The 25,847-nt window shown below is 63.1% G+C and carries 20 protein-coding genes and 5 pseudogenes; 13 read left to right on the plus strand and 12 right to left on the minus strand.

The features are described from left to right. Positions 1-211: 211 nt before the first annotated feature. The 4 genes and pseudogenes from LN139_RS25815 to LN139_RS25830 form a co-directional block, all read left to right on the plus strand. Positions 212-976 (plus strand): annotated as a pseudogene (locus LN139_RS25815) (MCP four helix bundle domain-containing protein); the annotation flags it as partial. Next, entirely contained in the window at positions 968-1,831 is an 864-nt protein-coding gene (locus tag LN139_RS25820; RefSeq protein WP_442964449.1) for a methyl-accepting chemotaxis protein, read from the plus strand. The pseudogene LN139_RS25815 and the gene LN139_RS25820, both read left to right, overlap by 9 nt. A 78-nt stretch (positions 1,832-1,909) precedes the next feature. After that, positions 1,910-3,061, plus strand: a pseudogene (locus LN139_RS25825) (FIST signal transduction protein); the annotation flags it as partial. A gap of 372 nt (positions 3,062-3,433) precedes the next feature. Further along, complete coding sequence (locus tag LN139_RS25830; RefSeq protein WP_442964450.1) at positions 3,434-3,928, plus strand: methyl-accepting chemotaxis protein; 495 nt, start codon at positions 3,434-3,436, stop codon at positions 3,926-3,928. Between the two features lie 223 nt (positions 3,929-4,151). Here the strand turns inward: LN139_RS25830 and gbcB are convergent, their stop codons facing one another. Next, positions 4,152-5,252 carry a glycine-betaine demethylase subunit GbcB gene (gene gbcB, locus LN139_RS18260; protein ID WP_236355496.1) on the minus strand — a complete coding sequence of 367 codons (1,101 nt, stop codon included), beginning with the start codon at positions 5,250-5,252 and terminating at the stop codon, positions 4,152-4,154. Between the two features lie 303 nt (positions 5,253-5,555). Here gbcB and gbcA point away from each other — a divergent pair, with 303 nt between their 5' ends. Further along, positions 5,556-6,851 carry a glycine-betaine demethylase subunit GbcA gene (gbcA, locus tag LN139_RS18265; protein WP_236355497.1) on the plus strand — a complete coding sequence of 432 codons (1,296 nt, stop codon included), beginning with the start codon at positions 5,556-5,558 and terminating at the stop codon, positions 6,849-6,851. A gap of 51 nt (positions 6,852-6,902) precedes the next feature. Here the strand turns inward: gbcA and LN139_RS18270 are convergent, their stop codons facing one another. From LN139_RS18270 to LN139_RS18300, 7 genes and pseudogenes are all read right to left on the minus strand, one after another. Then, the gene (locus tag LN139_RS18270) at positions 6,903-7,595 is read right to left on the minus strand and encodes an RHS repeat-associated core domain-containing protein (protein ID WP_236355498.1); all 693 of its coding nucleotides are present in this window, start codon (positions 7,593-7,595) and stop codon (positions 6,903-6,905) included. Between the two features lie 105 nt (positions 7,596-7,700). After that, positions 7,701-8,471, minus strand: a complete 771-nt coding sequence (gene etfB, locus LN139_RS18275) for an electron transfer flavoprotein subunit beta (protein WP_236355499.1) — start codon at positions 8,469-8,471, stop codon at positions 7,701-7,703. 9 nt (positions 8,472-8,480) lie between these two features. Further along, positions 8,481-9,701, minus strand: a complete 1,221-nt coding sequence (etfA, locus tag LN139_RS18280; protein WP_236355500.1) for an electron transfer flavoprotein subunit alpha — start codon at positions 9,699-9,701, stop codon at positions 8,481-8,483. Beyond that, positions 9,701-11,661: pseudogene (gene dgcB, locus LN139_RS18285) on the minus strand (dimethylglycine demethylation protein DgcB). The gene etfA and the pseudogene dgcB overlap by 1 nt, the downstream one beginning before the upstream one ends. Before the next feature lie 99 nt (positions 11,662-11,760). Beyond that, on the minus strand, positions 11,761-13,821 hold the full coding sequence (gene dgcA, locus LN139_RS18290) for a dimethylglycine demethylation protein DgcA (RefSeq protein ID WP_236355501.1): 2,061 nt from the start codon (positions 13,819-13,821) through the stop codon (positions 11,761-11,763). Between the two features lie 15 nt (positions 13,822-13,836). Then, positions 13,837-14,368, minus strand: a pseudogene (locus LN139_RS18295) (DUF5943 domain-containing protein). A 74-nt stretch (positions 14,369-14,442) separates the two neighbouring features. Further along, complete coding sequence (locus LN139_RS18300; protein ID WP_236355502.1) at positions 14,443-15,420, minus strand: dipeptidase; 978 nt, start codon at positions 15,418-15,420, stop codon at positions 14,443-14,445. Positions 15,421-15,666: 246 nt separating this feature from the next. Here LN139_RS18300 and LN139_RS18305 point away from each other — a divergent pair, with 246 nt between their 5' ends. The 3 genes from LN139_RS18305 (at position 15,667) to LN139_RS18315 (ending at position 17,512) form a co-directional block, all read left to right on the plus strand. Continuing rightward, on the plus strand, positions 15,667-16,095 hold the full coding sequence (locus tag LN139_RS18305; RefSeq protein WP_236355503.1) for a lysozyme inhibitor LprI family protein: 429 nt from the start codon (positions 15,667-15,669) through the stop codon (positions 16,093-16,095). Positions 16,096-16,214: 119 nt separating this feature from the next. After that, the gene (locus LN139_RS18310; protein WP_236355504.1) at positions 16,215-16,907 is read left to right on the plus strand and encodes a hypothetical protein; all 693 of its coding nucleotides are present in this window, start codon (positions 16,215-16,217) and stop codon (positions 16,905-16,907) included. Between the two features lie 53 nt (positions 16,908-16,960). Beyond that, complete coding sequence (locus LN139_RS18315; protein WP_236355505.1) at positions 16,961-17,512, plus strand: hypothetical protein; 552 nt, start codon at positions 16,961-16,963, stop codon at positions 17,510-17,512. Here LN139_RS18315 and LN139_RS18320 read toward each other — a convergent pair. Further along, positions 17,509-18,444, minus strand: coding sequence for a GlxA family transcriptional regulator (locus LN139_RS18320; RefSeq protein ID WP_236355506.1), 936 nt, complete (start codon positions 18,442-18,444; stop codon positions 17,509-17,511). The two genes, LN139_RS18315 and LN139_RS18320, sit on opposite strands and share 4 nt — an antisense overlap. 26 nt (positions 18,445-18,470) lie before the next feature. Further along, on the minus strand, positions 18,471-18,614 hold the full coding sequence (locus LN139_RS18325; protein ID WP_236355507.1) for a hypothetical protein: 144 nt from the start codon (positions 18,612-18,614) through the stop codon (positions 18,471-18,473). 20 nt (positions 18,615-18,634) lie between these two features. On the opposite strand from LN139_RS18325, the pseudogene LN139_RS18330 reads away from it, so the two are divergent. The 4 genes and pseudogenes from LN139_RS18330 to LN139_RS18345 all read left to right on the plus strand — a co-directional run bounded on the left by LN139_RS18330 (position 18,635) and on the right by LN139_RS18345 (position 21,495). Beyond that, a pseudogene (locus LN139_RS18330) lies at positions 18,635-19,521 on the plus strand (3-keto-5-aminohexanoate cleavage protein). A gap of 15 nt (positions 19,522-19,536) precedes the next feature. Continuing rightward, positions 19,537-20,502 carry an L-carnitine dehydrogenase gene (locus tag LN139_RS18335; RefSeq protein ID WP_236355508.1) on the plus strand — a complete coding sequence of 322 codons (966 nt, stop codon included), beginning with the start codon at positions 19,537-19,539 and terminating at the stop codon, positions 20,500-20,502. Next, the gene (locus LN139_RS18340) at positions 20,495-20,977 is read left to right on the plus strand and encodes a thioesterase family protein (RefSeq protein WP_236355509.1); all 483 of its coding nucleotides are present in this window, start codon (positions 20,495-20,497) and stop codon (positions 20,975-20,977) included. Before LN139_RS18335 ends, LN139_RS18340 begins: the two co-directional genes overlap by 8 nt. Before the next feature lie 254 nt (positions 20,978-21,231). Next, positions 21,232-21,495, plus strand: coding sequence for a hypothetical protein (locus tag LN139_RS18345; RefSeq protein WP_236355510.1), 264 nt, complete (start codon positions 21,232-21,234; stop codon positions 21,493-21,495). Between the two features lie 84 nt (positions 21,496-21,579). Here the strand turns inward: LN139_RS18345 and LN139_RS18350 are convergent, their stop codons facing one another. Both LN139_RS18350 and LN139_RS18355 read right to left on the minus strand, forming a co-directional pair. After that, the gene (locus LN139_RS18350; protein ID WP_236355511.1) at positions 21,580-22,683 is read right to left on the minus strand and encodes a GlxA family transcriptional regulator; all 1,104 of its coding nucleotides are present in this window, start codon (positions 22,681-22,683) and stop codon (positions 21,580-21,582) included. Positions 22,684-23,044: 361 nt separating this feature from the next. Further along, positions 23,045-24,421, minus strand: a complete 1,377-nt coding sequence (locus tag LN139_RS18355) for an L-serine ammonia-lyase (protein ID WP_236355512.1) — start codon at positions 24,419-24,421, stop codon at positions 23,045-23,047. A gap of 427 nt (positions 24,422-24,848) precedes the next feature. Here LN139_RS18355 and LN139_RS18360 point away from each other — a divergent pair, with 427 nt between their 5' ends. Then, complete coding sequence (locus tag LN139_RS18360) at positions 24,849-25,796, plus strand: choline ABC transporter substrate-binding protein (RefSeq protein WP_236355513.1); 948 nt, start codon at positions 24,849-24,851, stop codon at positions 25,794-25,796. The last annotated feature ends 51 nt before the right edge of the window (positions 25,797-25,847 follow it).

A 25,847-nucleotide genomic window follows, 5' to 3' on the forward strand; every position in this document is an offset into this window, starting at 1 on the left:
CGGAAAATTCCGTGATCAGCAAGCCAATCACGGGTGGGGCATGGACTGTGTTTAAGGGGTGATGTTCCCCGCCAGAGGTGAAGCCGGACCAACGGCACCATTACGTTCACGATTGGCCCTAATGCGAAGGTCGACTTGACCGATACAGCAGCAACCCTTTAATCGGCGGCAGGGATGCGCCATTTCACTCTCAGGTACCTCCCGAATGGCCATGCGTAACTTTTCAATCGCCCAGCGCTCGCTGCTGGGTTTTGCTGTGATCGGCCTGTTGATGATCGCCCTAGGCGTTTTTGCCCTGAGCCAGATGACCAAGATCCGTTCGGCAGGCGTGAACATCGAGCAGAACAGCCTGCCCAGCATCACCAACCTCGACCAGTTCACCCAGCTCACCCTGCGCCTGCGCGTGCTCTCCTACCGCCTGCTGCTCAATCGCGAGCCTGAGGTACTGGACAAGACCCTGCAGACATTCGACACCCGCAACGAGCAGATCCGCGCGGCTCAGGCCCGCTACGAGAAACTCATCGACGGCGCTGAGGAAACCCAGGCGTACGAGCAGTACAAGACCCTGCTCGCCCAATATCGCCAGCTCGAAGCGCGCATGCGCCAGCTGTCGGCGGCCGGCCAGCTCGAGGAACTGCGCGGCATGCTCAACAGCGACCTGCTGAGCAACTCCGATGCGGTGAACAAGGTGCTCGACCAGCTCGTCACCATCAACACCGAGCAAACCCGTAAATCCAACGCAGTGGCAGCCGAGCAATACGACACCGCCTTCGTGCTGGTGATTGCCATGTTGATCCTGGCCACCGCCCTGACCTTGCTGTTCGCCTGGCTGCTGACTCGCAGCATTACCCAGCCGATCAACCGCGCCGTGGATGCCGCAGAACAGATCGCCCAAGGCGACCTCACCCAGGCCATCACCGTAGACGGCAAGGATGAAGCTGCACGCCTGCTCACCGCCATGCAGCGCATGCAAGGCCGCCTGCGCGACACACTGCAGCACATCGCCGGTTCCGCCACGCAACTGGCCTCGGCCGCTGAAGAGCTCAATAGCGTCACCGAAGAAGGCGCACGTGGCCTCAGCCAGCAGAACAACGAAATCGAACAGGCCGCTACGGCAGTGAACGAAATGACCAGCGCAGTGGAAGAAGTTGCCCGCAACGCTGTGAGCACCTCGGAAGCCTCGCGTGAAGCCACCAGCTCCGCCAGCGACGGCCGCGACCTGGTCACCGAAACCCTCAACGCCATCGAGCGCATGAGCGGCGACGTGCAGGCTACCTCTGACCTGGTAGGCAACCTCGCCAACGAATCGCGCAACATCGGCCAGGTGCTGGATGTGATCCGTGGCCTGGCCGACCAGACCAACCTGCTGGCGCTCAACGCTGCCATCGAAGCGGCGCGCGCAGGCGAGGCTGGCCGTGGTTTCGCCGTGGTTGCCGACGAAGTGCGCGCGCTTGCACACCGCACCCAGCAGTCCACCGCCGAGATCGAGCGAATGATCGGCAGCATCCAGAGCGGTACCGACAAAGCCGTGGACGCGATGCGCAGCAGCACCGACCGCGCCGAGTCGACCCTGAACATCGCCCGCGGCGCGGGCATGGCGCTGGAGACCATCCACGGAGCGGTGGCGCAGATCAACGAGCGCAACCTGGTGATCGCCAGCGCCGCCGAGGAACAGGCGCAAGTGGCCCGTGAGGTCGACAAGAACCTGGTGAACATTCGCGACCTGTCGGTGCAGAGCGCCGCCGGTGCACAGCAAACCAGCTCGGCCAGCACGGAGCTGTCGAAGCTGGCCGTAGACCTGAACACCATGGTCGGGCGCTTCCGCGTCTAGGCCTTTGGTAGGACTCAAGGCCGCCTGCGGGCGGCCGACACAGCCAGTAATAAGAACGACCTTTCCAGAGCCCCTGCCATGTCTTTATTCCAACGTTTCCGTGCCGGCCCTGCCGCCGCCCAGGCGCACACGATCCAGTGCAGCCAGGCCGGGCTGCGCGAGCAGCTGGCGCGGCTGCGTTGCCAGCCTACGTTCATCACCGGCTTCGTTTCCCCGCACCTGGACATCGACGCGGTCGCTCGCCAGGTCCATGAGCGTTTCCCTGGCTGCCCGATGGCGCTGAGCACCAGCGCCGGCGAGCTGTGCACCGGGCAAAACCGCCTGTACTGCGCGGCCTCCGGCACCTGGGACCAGATCGTGCTGGCGGTTTTCGATGCCTCGATCATCGCCAGCGCCGAGGTGGTCAGCGTGCCGCTGCACTGCGAGGACATTCGCCAGGGCAACGTGCGCCTCAGCCTGCCCGAGCGCGTACGCACGATTGCGCAATCGTTGCGACAGGTGCGGGTCAACACCACTGTCGACGCCCGCGATACCTTGGCGTACAGCCTGTTCGACGGCCTGAGCGCGTCGGAGTCGTTCTTCATGGAGGCGCTGTACGAGTCGGGGCGATTCCCCTGCCTGTTCGTCGGCGGCTCGGCCGGCGGCAAGTCGGATTTCCAGCACACCTGGCTGCACGACGGCAAAAAACGCTACGAGAACCACGCGCTCATCACGTTCCTCAAAAGCGCGCCTGGCGTGCGCTTCAGCGTGTTCAAAAGCCAGAACTTCGAGCCCACCCCTACTACCTTCAGCGTCCTCACCGCCTCGCTTGAAAGCCGTACCATCCGCCAGGTCATCGACAACAAGGGGCGTATCGCCTCGCTGGTGCGGGCGTTGTGCGATGTGCTGGGTTGCCAGCCGGCCGAACTGGAGAAGCGCCTGGCAGATTACTCATTCGCCATTCGCGTGGGCGGCGAGCTGTTCGTGCGCTCAGTGGCCAACATCGATGTGGCCAATGAGGTGGTGCACCTGTTCTGCGACGTCGCACCGGGCGAGGAACTGGTGCTGGTCAAACGCACACCACTGGTTGCCAGCACCCAGCGCGACTTCGAGACCTTCCTGCGCAACAAGCCAGGCCGCGCGGTTGCCGGGTTGCTCAACGACTGCATCCTGCGCAGGCTGAACAACCCGCAAGAGCTGGACCGCATGGGCAACGTCTTCGGCGACGTACCGGTGATCGGCTTCTCCAGCTTCGGTGAAATCCTGGGCCTGAACCTCAACCAGACCCTCACCGCCGTGTTCTTCTTCCAGGTGCCGCCAGGCGCGCGCTTCGACGACGACTACGTCGACCGTTTCCCGGCTCACTACGGTGAATTCAAGGCGTTTTTCCTGCACCGGCAGATCAAGAAACTTGCCGGGCTCAGCCAGGTGGTAGTGAGCCAGATCGAAGCGTTCAAGCAGGGCAACTACCACAGCGACATCGACCACGCCGGCCTGGACGATCACATCCGCCCGGTGTTCGAGGGCATGGCGGCACTAGGCAATATCCTTGAAGAGGCCGAAGCCGGCCGCGAGGTGCTCGACACACAGCTCAGCGAGCAGGCCCAGGCGCTTCACGAGAGCATGGACACGTTGACCGAAACCATCGCGCAGCAAAGCGATATCAGCCGCCGCGCCGAAGAGACCGTCAGCAGCCTGAACGACAAGGGTGCAACCGTGGTGGAAAGCGCCAACGCCCTTTCGCAGTCGAGCTTGCGCATCCAGAGCATCGTGCAGGTGATTCAGCAGATCGCTGGGCAAACCAACCTGCTGGCGCTCAATGCGGCCATCGAGGCGGCGCGGGCGGGGGAAATGGGCAGGGGCTTTGCGGTGGTTGCCGACGAAGTGCGCAACCTGGCGCAGATCACTCACAAGAACGCGGCTGAGATTGGCGTGGATGTGCAGCAGTTGTCACAGGCGATCGAGCAGGTGGCGGGGCATATCCAGCAGCAGACGGGCGATGTGAATGCGCTGGGGGAGATGCTGGCCTCGCTGGAGGACTCGACTCAGCAGAGCGTCGAGACCTCGCGGCGGACAAAGGCGGTGGCCGATACGCTGAAGGGGCTGACTCAGGGCTGAGCCGTGTGCGCCGTCGCGCGGCAAGCCGCCCCTCCCGCTCGGCTGAAGGCGCCGCTGCCGGATCACCTGGTGGGAGGCCGGCTTGCCGGGCGATCAATATTCGTCGCGCGGCGAGCCGCCCTCCCACTTGGCGCCCTCCCAATTGGCTGAAGGCGCAGCCGGATCACTTGGTGGGAGGCCGGCTAGCCGGGCGACGTGCAAGGGTCGACGGGCGACAGAGCTATCAATACTCTACGCGCACATCCCCTTTCGGCACGCTGCAGCACGAGAGAATGTAGCCTTCGGCTTCGTCTTCCTCGGTGATACCGCCGTTGTGGTCCATCTCCACCTCGCCGCTGACCTTGAGCACCTTGCAGGTGCCGCAGATCCCCATGCCGCAGGCCTTGGGAATGTACAAACCCAGTTTCGCGGCAGCGGCATGCACGGTTTCGCCCGGCGCCACACGAATGCTTTTGCCTGAATCAGTGAATTCGACCATGTTGAGTTCGGCCGCTGGCACTTCCGGCGCATCCGCGGCCTGCTCGGCATGCTCGACGGCATCGGCCTTGGCTTCGGCCGGTGTGGCGCCGAAGGATTCCTCGTGATAGCGGCTCATGTCGAAGCCGGCGTCCTGCAGCAGGCGCTTGACGGCCGTCATGTACGGCGTCGGGCCGCAGCAGAACACTTCACGCTCAAGGAAATCCGGCGCGATCAGTTCCAGCATGTGCCGCGACAGGTAGCCACGGTAACCCGCCCAGGGCTCGCCCAGGCCGTGGCGCTCGCAGATCACGTGCAGGCCGAAGTTGGGAATCCGCGAAGCCATCTGCTCCAGCTCGCGGTGGTAGATCACATCCTTGGGCGAGCGGGCGCTGTGCACGAACACCATGTCGACGTTGGCGTTGGTGTCGTAGAACCAGCGGGCCATCGACATCACCGGCGTGATGCCGACGCCGCCCGAGAGGTAGAGCACTTTCGGCGCCGCGAAGTCGATGGCGTTGAACAGCCCCACCGGGCCGTGCACCGGCAGTTCGAAGCCTTCGTGCATGTTGTCGTGCAGCCAGTTCGAGACCTTGCCGCCCGGCACGCGCTTGACGGTAATGGAAAAGCTGTAAGGCACCGAGGGCGCACTGGAAATGGTGTAGGAGCGCATCACCGGCTGGCCGTCGATTTCAAGCTCCAGGGTCACGAACTGGCCGGGCTTGAAGAAGAACAGCACCGGCTGGTCGGCCATGAAGCAGAACGTGCGCACGTCCCAGGTTTCCTGGATGACTTTCACACAACGAACCACGTGGCGACCGTTGGCCCAGGTCTGGGTTGTCACCGGGTTCAGGAAGTTATTGGACATGATGCTCTCCACGGCCGACTGCCGGCCTTTCATGGGAGCGATTCTGCAAGCGCCCATTGCCGCCGACTTTCCTATTCGCGACATTCACATACTTATGGCGACCAGCCCCATCAGGGCTGCATTGGCGCGTCGGGAACGGATTTGGCCGTGTCGCGTTTGGGCAAGGTTCCGGCCATCGCCGGTCGCACACTCCACCGCAAATGAAACACTGATTTCATCCGCCTTGCGTCGCCTACCGTGAAGCGCCGAAGGGCGCCCTAATACCCAATCGCCGGCCACCGTGGGTGGCCATGAGGAATATCGATGGACGTCACCCAAAAACTGACCCTGGGCGATCCACTGGAACCGGCCCGCAAGGCCACTGCCGAGATGCTGCAGACCCGCGAGCGCACCTACTCGCTGCCGCAGCCTTTCTATTGCGATGAGCGCGTGTTCGACATCGACATGCAGGAGGTTTTCCACAAGGAGTGGCTGATCGCCGGCATGACCTGCGAAGTGCCGGCCAAGGGCAACTACCTCACCCTGCAGATCGGCAAGAACCCGATCGTGGTGATCCGCAAACCCGACGGCAGCATCCAGGGGTTCCACAACGTCTGCCGCCACCGCGGCTCGCGGCTGTGCACCAAGGAAAAAGGCAAGGTCGCCAAGCTGGTGTGCCCGTACCACCAGTGGACCTACGAACTCGACGGCCGCCTGCTGTACGCCGGTACCGAAATGGGCGCTGATTTCGACATGTCGAACTTCAACCTCAAGCAGGTCCATACCAAGGTCGCCGGTGGCTACATCTTCATCTGCCTGGCCGAAAACCCGCCGGCAATCGACAATTTCCTCAGCACCCTGGCCCATTACATGGAGCCCTACGACATGGAAAACACCAAGGTGGCGGTGCAAACCACCTTGATGGAGAAAGCCAACTGGAAGCTGGTGCTGGAGAACAACCGCGAGTGCTACCACTGCAGCGGCTCGCACCCTGAATTGCTGCACACCTTGCTGGAATGGGACGACACCAACGACCCGCGCGCCAGCCAGGAATTCAAGGACCACGTGGCCGAGTCTGCCGCCGCCTGGGAAGCCGAGAAGATCCCGTACCTGCACGCCGGCTTCGGCCTGCGCAACCGCATCGTGCGCATGCCGCTGCTCAAGGGCACCGTGTCGATGACCATGGACGGCAAGCAGGGCAGCAAGAAACTGATGGGCCGCATCAAGAACCCCGACCTGGGCTCGATGCGCATCCTGCACCTCCCGCACTCCTGGAACCACTGCATGGGCGACCACGTGATCGTGTTCACCGTGTGGCCGATCAGTGCCCAGGAAACCATGGTCACCACCAAATGGCTGGTACACAAGGATGCGGTCGAAGGCGAAGACTACGACATCGCCCGCCTGCGCGAAGTGTGGGACGCCACCAACGACCAGGACCGTCGCCTGGCTGAAGAAAACCAGACCGGCATCAACTCCACCGCCTACCAGCCTGGGCCTTATTCCAAGACCTACGAGTTCGGTGTGGTGAACTTCATCGACTGGTACAGCGAGCGTGTGCTGGCCAACCTGGGCGCAGAGCCTGCGCCGTATCTGAAGGAAGTGAAGGTTCACGAGTAAGGCGCTGGGCCAGCCTGCTTATCAGGCTGGCCTTGCCTGTTTGGCGAGCGCTCAGAACATCGAGATATCCCACAAGGGTGAACGAGGCTTGAAGCCTATTCCGAAGCCAGGCATGAGGCGCGACAACCGCGACACCGCCTCCCGCATGTTCACCTTCTGGGCCCTGATACCCTTCCAATAATGCAGGTTGCGAAACCCTGCCGACACGATCCCTGCCCCGGTACCGCTCCACATCATGACCTGGGCCCTACTGGACTCGGAATCCACCATCCTCCAGATCGCCCCTCCAACTCCCACGAGCGCAGCCAAAGCGCCCACTTGAGTGCTGCGGCGCAGATACCCTTTTGGCTGCCTGTCAACCTGAAGAGCGCCCAGAGCACCGAGCGTGAGGGTGTTGATGGCTACGGTCAGAAGCGGCCCTGTCAGCGCTGTGCTGAACTGCCCTGAATGGTCGATACGATTCACCGGGTCCGCCAGGCAATAGGCATAAGCGTTCACTCCGCCCTCACCGAAAGGTGAGCACCGGTCCGGCCAGAGGAAACGCATCATGAGAGCGCTGTAGGCTCGGTAACCGTTACCAAACGCCTGCAGGGCGGCCACAGGCTCCACGTAGACACCGACGTAGCCCAGGCGGCCTGCCCGGTTCGGGCAGCCAGTACCAAACGGTGAGTAACACCAGCGCCCGGTGCTTGAGCTGAACAGCACTGAGCGCTGGATGTCGGTGTACAGCGAAAGGGTGGCCACGGCTCGATCCGAATGGAACGTCGCAATCACCCTACCGCAACTCGGCAGGGCTGCCAGCTGCAAGAATTGCCAGGGAAGCAATGCACCCGAGCGGGCGCCTCAGGTTCAGCGGATAACGCCTTCCTCTATGAGCAGCTTCAACACCGCCTCGGCGCCTTCCTGGGCACTGACACCCTTGAGCACCTGCCCACTGCCCCCGCTGGCTTTGGCCGTTGCAGCCTTCATGCGGTCGGCGCCGCTCTTGGCCTTGATCACCTTGAGCCGCTTCGGCCTTGGCTTGGCCGGTTGCAGCTCAGCGTCGCCCAGCAATACGTCGTCGACAATCTCGACCTCATGGGCTTGCAACTCGCCCCGCTGCGCGGGGCCGTAGGCGCTCTGACGCGGGCCGGGTGCGGCATTGTCGACCGTGGCGATCATCGGCAGGCGCACCTTGAGCCGGCGCCGCTGGCCCCGTGGCAAGGCTTGCAGCACCTGAGCCGAGCCATTGTCGATCGACTCCACCTCAGCCAGGCCCACCACGACCGGCCAACCCAGTTGCTCGCCCAACAGGAACGGCAGCATGCCCGAGCCTTCGCCGGTTTCAGCCTGTGTGCCGCTGAGCACGATCTGCGCCTTGGCCTCACGCAGGTAGTCCACCAGTGCTGGCAGTGCATCGGCGCCCGCAGGCTGCTCGAGCACCTGCAGGCTCGGCAGGCCCATCCCCAGGTAAGCGCGCAGGGAAGGCTCATTGGCATCCCCGGCGTGCACCACTTGCAAATCGCTCCCTGCCAGTTGCAGGCCCAGCTCCACGGCGCGGGCATCCTGCTCGGCGCGGCGCGCACGGCCGGAGGTGGGGTGGGCGCCCACCGACACCAGGCTTACGATCTTCACAGTCATGGCTTCACCTTATGCCGCTTCGCGCTTGGCGCCGTTTCGGTAGTTGTGCACCGCGTCGATCAGCGCTTTCAGGATTTCACTGCTGTCGCCGACGATGGAAAGGTCCGCACGCTTGATCATGTCGCAGCCAGGGTCCATGTTGATGGCGATGACTTTTTCGCAGGCACCGATGCCCTGCAAGTGCTGGATAGCGCCGGAGATGCCCACAGCCATGTACACCCGCGCCGTGACCCAGGTCCCGGTGGCGCCCACCTGACGGTTGCGCGCCATGTGGCCGTTGTCCACCGCCACCCGCGACGCCCCTTCGGTAGCACCCAGAGTTTCGGCAGCATTGTGGAACAGCGCCCAATCGGTGATGCCGTTGCCTCCAGACAGGATGAACTCGGACTCGGCCATGGGAATGGCGGCGGGGTCCACTGCTACTGCGCCCAGGTCTTCAACGCGCGGCAGGCTGCGCACCACGTCGCTGTCGAGGGCGACCGGCAGCACCTCATGGCGAGTCTCGTCCACTGGCTCGGCGCACTCGGCGGCCGCCAGCACCAGGCGCGGTAGCGGCCGGGTAACGTCCTGCTGCCCTGCCCCGGCGCGGCCGGTGCAAAGCCCGTCCTTGACCTGCCACACACGCGTGGCAGGGCGTTCGCCCAGGCTGGCGCCCAGGCGCCGGCCCAGCTCGCCGCCACCGGTGCGGCTGTCGGGCAGCAGCCAGTGGCGTGGGTTGAACTGGTTATCCACAGCGCGCAGCCCGCGGATGCGTTGCTCGGGCACATAGCCTTCGAATTCAGAGCCGTTGAGCTGCAGCAAGCGGTCGACACCAGCGGTATCGAACGCGCTCTCCTTGTGTTCACCGAAGATCACCGCCAGCACCGCACCCTCCTTGCCGGCCAACTGATGGGCCATGCCCAGCAGGTCGCGGTCGTGGCTGCTCAGGCGGCCACCGACCATGTCGGGCACTACGGCAATGTAGAACGCCGGCTCTGCGACCTGGTGCAGCGGCAACTTGACCTCGGCACTCGCCGCACGGCGCACGTTGCCGCCTTGCTGCGCACCACTGCGGTCGATCCGTTTGAGGCCGTTAGGCCCCATGAAGCCCAGGCCATGCGGGTTCTTGCGGATGATGCCATTGGGCCCCATCCATTGCTGTTGTTGCGGTTGCATCGCTGCGTGCAGCGGGTGCAGCCGGTTGCGGGCGATCCACTCGGCACGAGGGTCGCGACGGATGATGTCGCTCATCAATTCACCTCCGCAGGTTCAGCCTTGCGCACAGCCGGCTTGGCCGGTGCGGCATCCGCTTCGATCAGCGCATCGGCGACCAGCTCGGCAATGTCTTTGATCGCCGGGCGCGGCTCGACCACGCCTTCGAGCATCGCCGTGCATTGCGGGCAGCCCACAGCCACCAGCTCCGCCTCGGTTTCACGGATGTCTTCCATGCGCATGTCGGGAATCCGCTGCTTGCCAGGGATATCGGTGATCGGCGCACCGCCGCCACCACCACAGCATCGCGAACGGAAGCCAGAGCGTTGCATTTCGCGCACTTCGATCCCCAGCGCACGCAGCACCTGGCGCGGCGCCTCGTACTCGCCGTTGTATCGGCCCAGGTAGCACGGGTCGTGATAGGTCACGCTGCCGCCTTTGTGCTGGCCCAGGTTGAGCTTGCCGGCACTGACCAGCTCGGCGATGAAGGTGCTGTGGTGCAGCACTTCATAGTTGCCACCCAAAGCGCCGTATTCGTTCTTGAGCACATGGAAGCTGTGCGGGTCGCAACTGACGATGCGCTTGAAGCTGTATTTGTTCAGGGTCTGGATATTGCGGCGGGCCAGCGCCTGGAAGGTCGCCTCATCGCCCAGCCGGCGCGCCACATCACCGCTGTCGCGCTCCTCCAGGCCAAGCACGGCGTAATTCACGCCTGCTGCCTTGAGCACTTTGACGAACGCGCGCAGAGTGCGCTGGTTGCGCATGTCGAACGCACCGTCGCCTACCCAGAACAGCACATCGGCCTGTTTCACATCAGCCAGCAGCGGCATGTTCAGGTCTGCCGCCCAGTTCATCCGCCCGCCGGGCGCGAAGCCGCCGGGGTTGTCGGTAGCGATCAGATTCTCCAGCACCTCGGCGCCCTTGTTCGGGGTCGCGCCCTTTTCCAGGGTGAGGTGGCGGCGCATGTCGACGATGGCGTCCACGTGCTCGATCATCATCGGGCACTCTTCCACGCAGGCGCGGCAGGTGGTGCACGACCACAGCGTCTCGGCATCCACCAACGCCTTGCCTTGCAGCGACACGATCGGCAGGTGCGGGCCGCCGCTGTGCTCGCCCAGAGGTTTACCCGGATACGGGGAGCCTGCGAAATTGGCGTCGTTGCCACCGGCCAGGCCGATGACCATGTCCTGAATGAGTTTTTCGGGTTCAGCGGCTGGCCGGCCGCAAAGGCTGGGCACATCGCCTCGCACTTGCCGCACTGCACGCAGGCGTCGAAGCCCAGCAACTGGTTCCAGGTGAAGTCTTTGGGTTTTTCCACACCCAGCGGTGCGCTGGAATCGAGCAGGTCCAGCGGCTTGAGGCCGGTAGAGCGGCCGCCGCCGAAGCGCTCGGCGCGGCGGTGCCAGGCCAGGTGCAGAGCGCCGGCGAAGGCGTGCTTCATCGGCCCGCCCCAGGTCATGCCGAGGAACTGCTCGGATACGCCCCAGGCCACACCGATGCCGAGGATCACCGCCAGCACCCAGCCGCCGAAGTTCTCCGGCAGAATGCCGGCCACCGGCAAGGTCGCGATAAAGAAGCTCGCCGAGAACACCAGCAAGCTCTTGGGCAAGCGCATCCACGGGCCTCTGGAAAGGCGCGCAGGCGGGTTGAGGCGCCGCTTGTATACGAACAGCGCACCGCAGAACATCAGCACGGTGGCCGCCAGCAAGGCGAAGCCGAGAATACGGTTGTGCAAGCCAAAGCCGTGCACCAGGATGGCCAGCACTGCAGCCAGCACGAAGCCACCGGCCGTGGCCACGTGGGTATTGGCCATGTATTTGTCACGGGCGACCACATGGTGCAGGTCGACCATGTAACGCCTGGGCATCGCGAACAGGCCGCCGACCAGGTCGACCTTCGACGGCCGGCCACGCCGCCACATCGCTACGCGCCGCGCAGCCCCCAGCGCAGCCAATGCGAGCGCGGAGAACAGCAGAATGGGCAGGATCACGCTCAACATAAGCAAGCACCTTCGAGCTTCAAGCCTCAAGCTAAAAGCTGCAAGCCAGGCGCAGTCGGCCTTGTCTTGCAGCTAGCAGCTTGCAGCTGGCAACTGCAGTTAGAAGTCTTTACACAGGCGCACAGCGTCGTAGATCGCCGCATGCACGTTGCGCTGGGCCACACAGTCACCGATGCGATACAGCAGGTAGCCTTCGCCCGGCTGGCTGAGGATCGGCTGCGGCGCAATGGCGAACAGTGCGTCGATGTCGATCTGGCCCTTGTTGCGCGACCCTTCCTTGAGCCCGTAGTACAGAGCCTCGTCAGGGCGTACACCGTTCTCCACGACCACCTGGTCGACCACCCGCTCTTCTTTGGCGCCGGTGTACTCGTTCTCCAGCACCGCCACCAGCTTGTCGCCCTCGCGGTAGACCTTTTCCAGCATCAGGTCGCCGGTCATGATCACTTCCTTGGGGTACATGCTGCGGTAGTAGGTGGGGAAGGTGGTCCCGCCCATCGCTACGCCTGGCTTGATGTCGTCGGTGACGATTTCCACCTGGCTGCCCTTGTCGGCCAGGAAGTCAGCAGCAGACATGCCGCTGAACTCGCAGATGGTGTCGTACACCAGCACGTTCTTGCCCGGTGCGACCTTGCCGTCGAGGATGTCCCAGCTGCTGACCACCAGGCCCTCTTCGGCGCCCCAGTGCTCGTTCTGCTCCATGAACGGATGGCCGCCGTTGGCCAGCACGATCACGTCCGGGCGCAGGTCCTGGATGGTCGGGATGTCCGCCGCAGTGCCCAGGCGCAGGTCGACCTTCAACCGCGCCAGCTCCAGCTGATACCAACGGGTGATACCGGCGATCTGGTCACGCTGCGGCGCGCGCGAGGCCGTGGTGATCTGCCCGCCAATCTGGTCTTTCTTCTCGAACAGGGTCACGTCGTGGCCGCGCTCGGCCGAGACACGCGCAGCCTCCATGCCCGCAGGGCCGGCACCGACGATCACTACCTTGCGCTTGGGCCCGGTGGTTTTTTCGATGATGTGCGGCACGCCCATGTATTCACGGGAGGTGGCAGCGTTCTGAATGCACAGCACGTCCAGGCCCTGATACTGGCGGTCGATGCAGTAGTTGGCGCCCACGCACTGGCGAATCTGATCGACCTGGCCCATCTTGATCTTGGCGATCAGGTGCGGGTCGGCGATGTGCGCGCGGGTCATGCCGACCATGTCGACATAGCCGCCTTCGAGGATGCGCTGGGCCTGGTTCGGGTCCTTGATGTTCTGCGCGTGCAGCACCGGGACCTTGACCACTTCCTTGATGCCCGCCGCCAGGTGCAGGAACGGCTCCGGCGGGTAGCTCATGTTAGGGATGACGTTGGCCAAGGTGTTGTGGGTGTCGCAACCCGAGCCGATCACGCCGAAGAAGTCGACCATGCCGGTGGCGTCGTAGTACGCGGCGATCTGCTTCATATCCTCGTGGCTGAGGCCATCGGGGTGGAATTCGTCACCGCAGATACGCATGCCCACGCAGAAGTCGTCGCCGACCTCGGCACGTACGGCCTTGAGCACTTCCAGGCCGAACTTCATGCGGCCTTCGAAGCTGCCGCCCCATTCGTCGGTGCGCTTGTTAACGCGCGGGCTCCAGAACTGGTCGATCATGTGCTGGTGCACCGCCGACAGTTCCACGCCGTCCAGGCCGCCTTCCTTCGCCCGGCGCGCGGCCTGGGCGTAGTTGCCGATCACCCGCTGGATCTCTTCGGGCTCGATGGTCTTGCAGGTGGCCCGGTGCACAGGCTCACGGATGCCGGACGGCGACATCAGCGTCGGCCAGTGCTCGCCGTCCCAGCGCGAGCGGCGGCCCATGTGGGTAATCTGGATCATGATCTTGGCGCCATGCTTGTGCATGGCGTCAGCCAGGTTCTGGAAGTGCGGGATGATCTTGTCGGTCGACAGGTTCACCGATTTCCACCAGCCCTGGGGGCTGTCGATGGCCACCACGGACGAGCCGCCGCAGATGGCCAGGCCGATACCGCCTTTGGCTTTCTCCTCGTAATACTTCACGTACCGGTCGGTGGTCATGCCGCCGTCGGTGGCGTACACCTCGGCATGGGCCGTGGACAGTACGCGGTTACGGATGGTCAGTTTGCCGATCTGTATCGGCTGGAACATTGCTTCGAAAGCCATCTCACGGTCCTCGGCTTACAGCGGTTTGACGACGAACAGCCCGTCATCGTGGCCCTCTTCGGAGCCTCCGTAGACTTGTTCTGCGACGGTACGGATCGAGCTGCCACGGGCTGCCAGGATCTGGTCCATGGCGCCAGCGGAACCAGCCGGTGAACATGTAGTCGACCTTGCGGCCGCATTTGCCATACACGTACACGAAGGCCGAGTGCTCGAGCTTGACGCTGCAGGTGCCGGCGTCCAGGTCGATGTCCTGGATCTTGAACAGGCCCCAGCCGCGCTGCGACAGGCGCTTCATGTAGTGCTCGAACACCGCTACGCCTTCAAGGCCGTGGCATTCGGCTTCTTTTTCACACCAGTGCCAGGCGGACTTGTAGCCGGCCTTGTAGAGGATGCTGGCGTACGCTTCGGCGCCCAGCACTTCTTCGATACCGATGTGGTTGTTGACGAAGAAATGCCGCGGCACGTAGAGCATCGGCAGCGCGTCGGAGGTCCAGACTCCGGTCTCGCTGTCGACTTCGATCGGCAATTCGGGGGCGTGTTTGGCCATGGAAACTCAACTCCATCAAATAAGGTTCGAGAGCCCCGGCACGCTTGGCCGGGGCGGGCATCAGGAAAGCGGGGTCATTCGCCCCAGACGTCGGCCAGCACGCGCACCCAGTTCTCGCCCATGATCTTGCGCACCACGCGCTCGGAATGGCCGCGTTTGAGCAGGGTTTCGGTGAGGTTCGGGAATTCGCCTACGGTGCGGATTCCCAGCGGGTTGATGATCTTGCCGAAGTTGGTCAGGCGGCGGGCATAGCCCTTGTCATGGGTCAGGTACTCGAAGAAGTCCTGGCCATGGCCTTGGGTGAAGTCGGTGCCGATGCCGATGGCGTCCTCACCGACGATGTTCATGGTGTATTCGATCGCTTCGGCGTAGTCGTCGATGGTCGAATCGATGCCCTTGGCCAGGAACGGCGCAAACATGGTCACGCCGACGAAGCCGCCGTGGTCGGCGATGAATTTCAGTTCCGCGTCGGACTTGTTGCGCGGGTGCTCTTTGAGGCCCGAAGGCAGGCAGTGGGAGTAGGTGACGGGCTTCTTCGACTCCAGGATGACTTCCTCGGAGGTTTTGGAGCCAACGTGGGACAGGTCGCACATGATGCCGACGCGGTTCATCTCGGCAACGATCTCGCGGCCAAAGCCTGAGAGCCCGCCATCGCGCTCGTAGCAGCCTGTGCCAACCAGGTTCTGAGTGTTGTAGCACATCTGCACGATGCCTACGCCCAGTTGCTTGAACACTTCCACATAGCCGATCTTGTCTTCGAAAGCGTGGGCGTTCTGGAAACCGAACAGGATGCCGGTCTTGCCCTGTTCCTTGGCTTTGCGGATGTCGGCAGTGGTGCGCACTTGCAGCACCAGATCACTGTTTTCACGCATCAGCTTCTGGCTGGCGGCAATGTTGTCGACAGTCGCCTTGAAGCCTTCCCAGACCGACACGGTGCAGTTGGCCGCTGTCAGGCCACCTTTGCGCATGTCTTCGAACAGCTCGCGGTTCCATTTGGCGATGATCAGGCCATCGATGACGATGCTGTCAGCGTGGAGTTCGGCTGGTCTCATCAGGCAGTCCCCTTTGTAGTGGTGGCACCGAACTGGCTGCCGGCGCTTTGGGGGGAGCATATGCCTGCGGCCTTGGTCGCTCGGATGCAAAAACGACAGGGGAGTTTCCGAAAGCGTCAACGCCTGCCAATGGGCGCACAGGGCGGGGTTGGCCAGATGAAATACCAAGGTCGCGCTGTCATTTGCGACGCCCATGCGCCAGAATCCGGGCATCACATTTAGTTACACGACGGGGAGCGTCGTCCGATGAAATCACTGCTGTGGCTGCTGGCATTCATTTCGGTGGGGGCTTATGCGGCCGATGACGACGGGCCCACGCCCTGCGACAACGTGGAAACCGCCCAGCAGAGCCTCGACTGCTCGGCCTACAACCGCAAGACCGCCGAAAGCGAGCTCGAAGACGCCTACAACGGCCTGACTGCCCGCATCAGCGCCCAGTATGGCGACCAGCCCAAGCTGCTCAAGGATTACCTGGCCAAGATCGGCGCGGCTCAGGATATCTGGCGCACCCTGCGCACTGCCGATTGTGCCGTGGAGGTCATGGAGGCCGACAAGGACGCCAACGCTGCCCAGACCGCCGAGAACGATTGCATGGCACAGCGCAGCGACGAGCGCTCGGAGTACCTGCAAGGGATCGGCACCCAGGCCGACGAGACCGATACGCCCGACAACTGATCCCACCTCAGGAAATATTGCGCCTTATACGTCGCTCGATTCGCATCCATAGTCCGGCCCGCTCGTTCACGAGCCAACCCGAACGGCGCCCCGGCGCCACAGACTCAAGGAATGCAATCATGAGCATGGATAAAGCTATCGAAATCCTGAAAAAAGAAGGTGAAGAGCGCGTACTGCTGGTCGGCAGCACCCTGTGCATCTTCGCTGAAAACGTCCCGCTGAAAGTGGCCGAGGACGTTGCCGCCTGCATGCGCATCATGGATATGTCCTCGGACAGCAAGTTCGACAAGGAAACCCAGCAGCGCGAGTGGTACAACAACTACACCAAAGGCCTGGCTCAACTGGGCTGGACCATGACCGGCGCGGCGCATGCCGAGGAAGCGGTCGAGGCCGAGAACGAAACTCTGGGCAGCGTCGCTGTGAAGCTGGTCACCCGTGAAATGGGTGCCGGCCATCGCCTGAGCCGCTGCCTGAACCGCGGCTTCACAGCAATCGCCTCCACGCCGCAAGCCAAGGCGCTGTTCGAACGCAGCAGCACCAGCGTTTCGGGCAAATCCAGCACCTTCCAGGCCGTGGACTGCGAGCTCAGCGCGCAGGGCATGCCGATCATGCACATGAAGAGCTTCCAGATCGCCTACGACCAAAGCAAAGCCGCAGAAGGCGGCGTGCTGCGCAAGCTGGAATCGGCCTCCACCAAGGTCTACCGTGCTTCCCAGCAAGGCACCTTCAGCCTGCGCCAGTTCGAAACCCTTCGCGCCAAGATCGCCGCCAAGCTGGAAAGCCGCGCCGACGACGTGCTGGGCCTGGATTGATGCCCCGCCGCGCGCCTTGAGCCGAGGCGCGCGGCACCTGCCGAGTGAACCTTGTGACCCCTTCCCTGCATGAAGACGTACTGGCCAGCATTCGCCAGGCGACATTGGCGGCCAACGCCGCTGAAGACCTCGAAGCTGCACCGCTGCAATGGCTCGGGGCCTATATGGCGCATATTCGGACACTTGGCTGGCAAGCCACCGAACAGCACAGCCAGACCTACTCGTTCACCCCGGCTGCCGAACTCCTGCCTACCCTGATGAAAGGCACCCTCCCCGCTCCCCAGGCGCCCAACACTCGCTTTCGAAAACTCACCCGCCATCTGATCGATGCAGGTTTCAACGATCACCAACCCTTGCGGCCCCGCGCCAGCGACAGGAATGCCGCCGCCCACGTGCTTCACGACTTCGTCGAGCGCGCCGACGGCAGCATCGCCTTGAGCCTCTACCACTTGAGCGGCCAACCCGATCCAAACGCACCCAAACTGCGCCTGCCACTGACGAACGTGACCTGGCTCGCTGTGCTTACGGTCGAGGATTTCCCCACACTGCACCAGCGCCTGGCAGCTGGCGCACAAACTGCGCCGAGCGTGCTCGAAGGATTCTAGCCACGCCGATCATCGCGCGGGCTCTTGCCGAACCGGGCCTTGTAACGGCGGGCGAAATACGACGGCAGCTCGAAGCCACAGGCGACACTCACTTCAGTCACACTCATGTCGGTCTGGCGCAGCAGGTGCTGGGCTTTGTCCAGGCGTATGCGCAGATAGAGGTTGCTGGGCGTCTCGTTCAAGTGCGCGCGGAACAACCGCTCCAGTTGGCGCCGCGTCACGCCAATTCCCTCAGCCAGTTCCAGCGTCGTCAACGGTGGCTCGCTGTGTTGCTCCATCTCGGTGATGACCTGCACCAGCTTGCGATTGCTGGTGCCGTAGCGTGAAACCACCTGCATGCGCTGGTGATCCTTGCGCGGCCGGATGCGGCCCAGCACGAATTGCTCCGAGACCTGGATCGCAAGCTCTGCGCCGTGCGCCTGGGTAATCAGGTCGAGCATCAGGTCGATGCTGGCAGTGCCGCCGGCGCAGGTAATGCGCGCGCCGCTGGCCTCGAACAGTTCAGGCGTGGTTTCCAGTTGAGGAAACCGCTCGCTGAAGGCATCGCGCGCCTCCCAGTGCAGCGCGACGCGGCAGCCGCCCAGCAGGCCCGCCTGCGCCAGGATGAACGCACCCGTGTCTACGCCCCCCAACGTAGCCCCGTCGCGGGCTTGCTGCCTGAGTGCGCGCGCCAGCGCCTGGCTGTAATGCGCCAGCGGGTTGAAACCGGCGACCACAAATACGTAAGCGGCGCCGGCCAGTTGGTCGAGGCGCATGTCGGCGTCGACCGACATGCCGTTGCTGGCGACCACCGGCCCACCCTCAAGGCTTGCGACCGTCCAGCGATACGCACCTGGGCGAAAGCGATTGGCGACGCGTAGAGGCTCGATGGCGCTGATGAAACCGATCGCCGAAAAGCCGGGCATCAGAATGAAACAGTAGTCCTCAGGCATGCTGGCCTCCGCGCCACGATGGCGGTTCATACCGCAGCCAGGGGTCGGTGATCAAGTGCGCAGTCTGGCTGAGTGGCATCGAGGGCGCGCTCCGGCAGGTCGACCGGGTGCAAGTGCCGGTCGCCTGCGTGAGCCTGTGGCCAGCCCTGGCTGCGTAACGTGGCGCTCATCAACGCACTGGAGCCACGCCGTGAACCCTGAAGTCATCGTTACCTGCGCCCTGACCGGGGCTGGAGACACCACCGCCAAGAGCCACCTGGTGCCTATCACACCGCAGCAGATTGCCGAGGCCGCGCTGGAGGCTGCGCGTGCCGGTGCGACCGTGGTGCACTGCCACGTGCGCGACCCTCGCACCGGCCAGTTCAGCCGCGACGTGGCGCTGTATCGCGAGGTGATGGAGCGAATCCGCGAACGCGACACCGACCTGATCGTCAACCTCACCGCAGGCATGGGCGGTGATCTGCAGATCGGCCCGGGTGAAACCCCGACCGAATTCGGCCCTGCCACCGACCTGGTCGGCCCCCTCGCCCGCCTGGCGCATGTCGAAGCGCTGCTGCCGGATATCTGCACATTGGACTGCGGCACGCTCAACTTCGGTGATGGCGACACCATTTATGTGTCCACTCCGCACAACTGCGTGCCGGCGCCAAACGCATCACCGAGCTGGGTGTGAAGGCTGAACTGGAGATTTTCGACACCGGCCACTTGTGGTTCGCCAAACAGATGATCAAGGAAGGCCTGCTGCACGACCCATTGTTCCAGCTGTGCCTGGGCATCCCGTGGGGCGCGCCGGCCGATACCACCAGCATGAAGGCCATGGCCGACAACCTGCCTGCGGGCGCGACCTGGGCCGGCTTTGGCATCGGCCGCATGCAGATGCCGATGGCAGCGCAAGCGGTGCTGCTCGGCGGAAATGTGCGCGTAGGGCTGGAAGACAACCTCTATCTCGACCGAGGCGTGCTCGCCAGTAACGGCCAGCTGGTGGAGCGTGTGAGCGAGATCCTTCACCGCCTGGGGGCTGGTGTACTTACGCCTGCCGAAGGCCGTGCCCGTATGAACCTGCCCAAACGCGGCTGACCCGGAGAACTGCAGATGAGCTATATCACCGACATCAAGACCTTTGCGGCACTGGGCAGCGGCGTGATCGGCAGCGGCTGGGTTGCACGCGCGCTGGCTAACGGGCTGGACGTGGTCGCCTGGGACCCTGCCCCCGGCGCCGAAGCAGCGCTGCGGGAGCGAGTTGCCAACGCCTGGCCGGCGCTGGAAAAACAAGGGCTGGCAGCAGGCGCTTCACCTGAACGCCTGCGCATGGCGAGCACGGTCGAAAACTGTGTGGCCGAGGCCGACTTCATTCAGGAAAGCGCACCGGAACGGCTGACGCTGAAACTCGAACTGCATGCCACCATCAGCGCGGCAGCACGCCCTGATGCGCTGATCGCCTCGAGCACCTCGGGGCTGTTACCCAGCGATTTCTACGCCAAGGCCAGCCACCCGGAGCGCTGCGTGGTGGGGCACCCGTTCAACCCGGTCTATCTGTTGCCTTTGGTGGAGGTGGTAGGCGGGCAGCATACCGCTCCTGCGGCCATCGACGCCGCCCGGCTGGTCTATCAGCGCCTGGGAATGCGGCCTCTGCACGTGCGCAAGGAAGTACCGGGGTTCATCGCCGACCGGCTGCTGGAAGCGCTGTGGCGCGAGGCATTGCACCTGGTCAACGACGGCGTGGCCACCACTGGTGAAATCGATGATGCCATTCGATACGGTGCCGGCCTGCGTTGGTCGTTCATGGGCACCTTCCTGACCTACACCCTGGCCGGTGGCAAATCCGGCATGCGCCATTTCATGCAGCAGTTCGGCCCGGCCTTGCAGCTGCCATGGACCTACCTGCCCGCCCCGGCACTGACTGATCAGTTGATCGATGATGTGGTCGATGGCACCACGGCGCAGCTGGGCCAGCATCGCATCGAGGCACTGGAGCGTTACCGCGATGACGCCCTGCTGGCAGTGATGGCTGCGCTCGAAAAGGTACGCGCAGAGCATGGGGTGGACGTCGATGCCTGAACCCTTGATTACCTGGCACGGGGAAGTACCGAGTGAGTGGACCGACTACAACGGCCACCTACGCGATGCGTTCTACTTGTTGATTTTCAGCTACGCAACCGATGGGTTCATGGAGCACATCGGGCTGGGGGAAGCGCAGCGGGAAACGAGTGGGCATTCGTTGTTCACGCTGGAGTGCCACCTCAACTTCCTGCACGAGGTGCATCAAGGCGCGGAAGTTGCCGTGCATACGCAGTTGCTGGCGTGCGACCACAAGCGGGTGCAGCTTTACCACAGCCTGCACATCAAAGGAGAAACACTGACACTGGCCGCCAGTGAACAGATGCTATTGCATGTAGCGCTCGATGGGCCGAAAGCAGTGCCCTTTCAGGACTCGATGGCAGCACACCTCGCTGACTTGGCAAGGCAACACAGCAAAGGGCCCAAGCCGGAATGGACCGGGCGAATGATCGGAATGCCAAAGGCAATAAAGTGATGCGAAATCCAGGGAACACCCCGCTTAAAGCCGTAAAAGCGAGGCGTTCCCTGACGCTTGAAACAGGCCGGCGCTTGCGGTGACCAAACCGCTTGCGACCATGGTCTGGGTGCCAGTGTGCAGGGCTGCCCGGTACTTCAGCACTTTGAAAGCGACGCTTTCATGCTCATGGCTGCCAACGCAACGACACCTGCTTGCCCAGCCGCGCGCGGTTTACCAGAATCAGCCTATCTGCCCGCACAAGGACCTTCACCATGATGCACGCTGACCTCATCGACCAAGACGACCTGATCGCCAAGTTGCGCTGTATCGGCTTCGAAGTGCCTCCTGGCGCGTCTGCCGAGCAGGCATGCGAGTGCGCGGTACGCGGCCTGGACTCGGCACGTGCCAATGCACTCAGAGGAATGGTTGAGCAGTTGCTCCGCGGCAACGCGACTATTCTGCCGGCGGTACGTGAAGCGCTGGACAAGACGCTGCTTCCAGCGCTGGCGCGGTTTCTTCAGCAACGCGCCGGTTGAGCATTGCTGGGCCCTGCACCGCTGGATCTGGCCAGGGCCCGCCTCAGACCGCGCACGCTGCCGCTAAAGCAACGTGCGCCTTGGTCACACCCTCACACTGGCAAACGTCGACTCGTTACGCGCCTGGCTCAACGCAGCCATAGGCCCGGACAGCGGCGCCATCACCATGGCTTGCGGAATTGGCATCATCGCCACCTGCTGGGTGGTGTTGGAACTGACGCGTTCATCACGCGGAGGAATGCCGAAGTATTCGCGGTAGCACTTGGAGAAGTGCGGCGTGGAAACGAAGCCGCACACTGAAGCCACCTCGATGATCGACATCGGCGTTTGCTTGAGCAATTGCCGAGCGCGGATCAGGCGCAATTTGAGGTAATAACGCGACGGCGAACAATGCAGGTACTTCTGGAACAGCCGCTCCAGCTGGCGCCGCGAAACTTGCACATACACCGCCAGCTCGTCAAGGTCGATCGGCTCTTCGAGGTTGGCCTCCATCAGCGCGACGATTTCCTGAAGCTTCGGCTGGTTGGTGCCGAGCATGTGTTTGAGCGGTACGCGCTGGTGATCCTGTTCGTTGCGAATGCGCTCGTACACGAACATTTCGGAGATTGCCGCCGACAGCTCGCGGCCGTGGTCGCGGCTGATCAGGTGCAGCATCATGTCCAGCGGCGCGGTGCCACCGGAGCTGGTGAAGCGGTTGCGGTCCAGAGTGAACAGGCGGGTGCTCATGGCCACACGCGGAAAGGCCTCCTGCATCGCGGCCAGGCATTCCCAGTGCACACTGCACTCGAACCCGTCGAGCAGGCCGGCACAAGCCAGCGCCCAGCTACCGGTGCATACCGCGCCGAGGCGGCGCGACTGGCGAGCCTGAGCCTGCAGCCAGCTCGCGTGCTCACGGGTGACGGCGCGCTGGATGCCCACGCCGCCGCAGACGATCACGGTGTCCAGCGCAGGCGCCTGGGCAACCGAGGCGTCAGGGGTGATCTGCAGGCCATCGCTGGCCCATACCTGGCCGCCGTCCAGGGTCATGGTGGTCCAGCGATACAGCTCGCGCCCGGAGAGCTGGTTGGCCATGCGCAGCGGCTCGACCGCCGAGGCCAGCGAGATCAGGGTGAAGTTGTCCAGCAGGAGAAATCCGATCGACTGCGGGGTACGGGTCTGGGCGGCGGTGCCGGCATTGAAAGACGTCATCACTGTGTCTCCTCACAAGGCGGTTTGGCCTCACATAGGGAGGCTCTTGTTGTATTCGCGGCCGAGGTCGGCCGTCGTTGGCAATGAGAGAGCAAATGCCGTGCCGAGAACGGTGGGGTCGCTTAGAGAAACCTGTATGCGACGTCGCAAACGGTCTGTGGCGGGGGTAATTCGCCTATGCCGAAACATGCTGAAACATGCGTGCTCAAAGGGTTTGAGCACTTTAGTAGCACCCTCAATAAAAAAGGGGCCGTTACCGGCCCCAGAGGTGTCACCGCAAGCACATTTGGAAGAGGTGTGGGGTACTGCGCCAAAAGGCAGCGCTAGAGGCGCTGCGTGTACGAAAAGCGGGCATGGGCCATCAGCATTCGATGGCATTCACGGCCAGGCCGCCGCGAGAAGTTTCCTTGTATTTGTCGTGCATGTCCGCGCCCGTGTCGCGCATGGTGCGGATGACCTTGTCGAGGGAAATAAAATGCGAGCCATCCCCGCGTAATGCCATTTGCGCGGCGTTGATAGCCTTCACCGCAGCGATGGCATTGCGCTCGATGCACGGCACCTGGACCAACCCGCCGACCGGGTCGCAGGTAAGCCCCAGGTTGTGTTCAAGGCCAATCTCGGCCGCGTTTTCAAGCTGCTCGGGCGTAGCGCCAAGCACCTCGGCCAACCCCGCCGCAGCCATCGCACAGGCAGAGCCGACCTCGCCCTGGCAGCCAACTTCAGCACCTGAAATGGAGGCGTTCTTCTTGCACAGAATGCCCACCGCCGCTGCGCCGAGGAAGAAATCGACGACGTTGGCCTCGCTGACCTGATCGCTGAAGCGCATGAAGTAATGCAACACGGCCGGGATAATGCCCGCCGCGCCATTGGTGGGCGCTGTCACCATGCGCCCGCCGGCAGCGTTCTCTTCGTTTACCGCCAGCGCATAGAGGTTCACCCACTCCATGGCGTTGAGGGTCGAGCCGATCACATTGGGCTTGCCCAGCTCCTGCAGGCTCCGGTGCAAGCGTGCAGCGCGGCGGCGTACGTTGAGCCCGCCTGGCAGGATGCCTTCTTCGCGCAGGCCCTGGATCACGCAGTCCTGCATGGCGTGCCAGAGCTTGAGCAGGCCGGAACGAATTTCATCTTCGCTGCGCCACACCTTCTCGTTGGCCATCATCAGCTCGGAAATACGCAGGTTGTGCTGCTTGCACAACCGGAGCAACTCTTCGGCGCTGTTGAAATCGTAAGGCAGCTCGGTGTTGTCGGCATCCAGCACGCCACTGGCAGCTTGCGCAGCATCGACCACGAAACCACCGCCTACCGAGTAATAAGTGTCTTCGTGCAGTACGCCGCTATCACCCTCGGCGACCAGCGTCATCGCGTTAGGGTGGTAAGGAAGATTTTCTTCGAGCAAGCGCATGTCGCGCTCCCACACGAAAGGCACCGCGAACCGGCCGTCGAGCTGCAGCATATTCTGCTCACGCAGTTGCGCCACGCTTGCACCGATGATCGACGGGTCGACCGAATCGGGCCACTGCCCCATCAAGCCGAGGATGACCGCGTTGTCGCTGCCATGGCCGATACCGGTGGCGGACAGCGAACCGTACAGGCGCACCTCGACGCGGCGTACGCGGTTCAGCTCGCCGCGCTCGCGCAGCCCCTGAACGAAGAGCGCTGCCGCCCGCATGGGCCCTACGGTGTGCGAGCTTGACGGCCCGATCCCGATCTTGAACAGGTCGAACACACTGATGGCCATTATTTTTAAACCTCCTGGGCTAATCGCAGTCTGCGATCCTGCTACGCTCACGCTCGCATACCGCCATTTGCCTTGATCATCGGCCTTTTGGTGGTGGATTCGTCGTCTGCAACCGACTTGCTCTTGTCCAGCAACGCCCCGGCTCAAAAGCGGCCGTTTTCAGGCGCCAAACGGTCGATTTAGCGGCCCTAGCCCAGTGGATCGCTACTGTATGCGACCTCATCGACACTGGATGCGACCCTGCCTGTACTGGTTACGACCCCCCAGTAGGCGAAGCAAACCCGCTGGGGGATTATCGAAAACGACCCGCTTGCAAGGTGAAGTCGGCCAGAGCAGCCGCAGGCAGCGAATCCTCATGTGATCTCGCAGCAACCAAAGAAACGACGCCCCCTGGGTCGTCGACGTGAATCGCCAAGGAGTCCTCTCGATGAAAGCTTCACCTTCCGTGTTGTTGGCTACGCTGCTCAGCTTGCCGGTCATGGCCCATGCTGCCGAACCGGAGCAATGCTCCACCGTTAACTTCTCCGACGTCGGCTGGACCGACGTAACCGTTACCACCGCTACAGCCAGCGCCGTGCTGCAAAGCCTGGGGTACAAGACCAACACCACCATGATCTCCGTGCCGGTGACCTTCAAAAGCCTGGCCGACGGCAAGAACATGGACGTGTTCCTGGGCAACTGGATGCCCACCATGGAAAACGACATCAAGCAATACCGTGATGCCGGCACCGTGGTGCAGGTCCGCGCCAACCTGGAGAACGCCAAGTACACCCTCGCGGTGCCAGAGGCACTCTGGGAAAAGGGCCTCAGGGATTTCGCCGACATCGTCAAGTTCAAGGATGAGCTGGGCGGCAAGATCTACGGCATCGAGCCAGGCAACGACGGCAACCGCACCATCCAGACGCTGATCGACAAGAACGCCTTCGGCCTGAAAGACGCAGGCTTCAAGGTGGTCGAGTCGAGCGAGGCCGGCATGCTGGCTCAGGTCGACCGGGCCGAAAAACGCGGCACCGCGATCGTGTTCCTGGGCTGGGAACCGCATCCGATGAACAAGCGGTTCAAGATGAAATACCTCACCGGTGGCGATGACTCCTTCGGCCCGAACTTCGGCCAGGCGACCGTCTACACCGTTACCCGCAAGAACTATCAGCAGGAATGCCCGAACGTTTCGCAGTTCCTGAAGAACCTGAGCTTCACCCTGGACATGGAAAACACCCTGATGGGTAACGTCCTGGACGATAGACAAAAACCCGATGCAGCCGCGAAAGCCTGGCTGAAGAAGAACCCACAGGTTCTCGACAGCTGGCTCAACGGCGTGACCACCATCGATGGCAAACCTGGCCTGGAGGCCGCCAAAGCAAAACTGACCCAATAAAGCCGCTGAGCTCCCGGCGGCCAGGGCCGCCGGGATTTGTAGACAAACCGC

This window comes from Pseudomonas sp. KNUC1026 (assembly GCF_021650705.1).
In the GTDB taxonomy this organism is placed as follows: Bacteria; Pseudomonadota; Gammaproteobacteria; order Pseudomonadales; family Pseudomonadaceae; genus Aquipseudomonas.

What these genes read in the sequence shown, in the direction of transcription:
- dgcA (WP_236355501.1), bottom strand. Translation starts at nt 13,821, where the DNA reads ATGGCTTTCGAAGCAATGTTCCAGCCGATACAGATCGGCAAACTGACC.
- LN139_RS18345 (WP_236355510.1), top strand. Translation starts at nt 21,232, where the DNA reads ATGATGCACGCTGACCTCATCGACCAAGACGACCTGATCGCCAAGTTG.
- LN139_RS25820 (WP_442964449.1), top strand. Translation starts at nt 968, where the DNA reads ATGCAAGGCCGCCTGCGCGACACACTGCAGCACATCGCCGGTTCCGCC.
- LN139_RS25830 (WP_442964450.1), top strand. Translation starts at nt 3,434, where the DNA reads ATGGACACGTTGACCGAAACCATCGCGCAGCAAAGCGATATCAGCCGC.
- LN139_RS18300 (WP_236355502.1), bottom strand. Translation starts at nt 15,420, where the DNA reads ATGAGACCAGCCGAACTCCACGCTGACAGCATCGTCATCGATGGCCTG.
- LN139_RS18305 (WP_236355503.1), top strand. Translation starts at nt 15,667, where the DNA reads ATGAAATCACTGCTGTGGCTGCTGGCATTCATTTCGGTGGGGGCTTAT.
- gbcA (WP_236355497.1), top strand. Translation starts at nt 5,556, where the DNA reads ATGGACGTCACCCAAAAACTGACCCTGGGCGATCCACTGGAACCGGCC.
- LN139_RS18360 (WP_236355513.1), top strand. Translation starts at nt 24,849, where the DNA reads ATGAAAGCTTCACCTTCCGTGTTGTTGGCTACGCTGCTCAGCTTGCCG.
- etfB (WP_236355499.1), bottom strand. Translation starts at nt 8,471, where the DNA reads ATGACTGTGAAGATCGTAAGCCTGGTGTCGGTGGGCGCCCACCCCACC.
- LN139_RS18310 (WP_236355504.1), top strand. Translation starts at nt 16,215, where the DNA reads ATGAGCATGGATAAAGCTATCGAAATCCTGAAAAAAGAAGGTGAAGAG.
- LN139_RS18325 (WP_236355507.1), bottom strand. Translation starts at nt 18,614, where the DNA reads ATGAGCGCCACGTTACGCAGCCAGGGCTGGCCACAGGCTCACGCAGGC.
- LN139_RS18335 (WP_236355508.1), top strand. Translation starts at nt 19,537, where the DNA reads ATGAGCTATATCACCGACATCAAGACCTTTGCGGCACTGGGCAGCGGC.
- LN139_RS18320 (WP_236355506.1), bottom strand. Translation starts at nt 18,444, where the DNA reads ATGCCTGAGGACTACTGTTTCATTCTGATGCCCGGCTTTTCGGCGATC.
- LN139_RS18340 (WP_236355509.1), top strand. Translation starts at nt 20,495, where the DNA reads ATGCCTGAACCCTTGATTACCTGGCACGGGGAAGTACCGAGTGAGTGG.
- LN139_RS18355 (WP_236355512.1), bottom strand. Translation starts at nt 24,421, where the DNA reads ATGGCCATCAGTGTGTTCGACCTGTTCAAGATCGGGATCGGGCCGTCA.
- gbcB (WP_236355496.1), bottom strand. Translation starts at nt 5,252, where the DNA reads ATGTCCAATAACTTCCTGAACCCGGTGACAACCCAGACCTGGGCCAAC.
- etfA (WP_236355500.1), bottom strand. Translation starts at nt 9,701, where the DNA reads ATGAGCGACATCATCCGTCGCGACCCTCGTGCCGAGTGGATCGCCCGC.
- LN139_RS18350 (WP_236355511.1), bottom strand. Translation starts at nt 22,683, where the DNA reads ATGACGTCTTTCAATGCCGGCACCGCCGCCCAGACCCGTACCCCGCAG.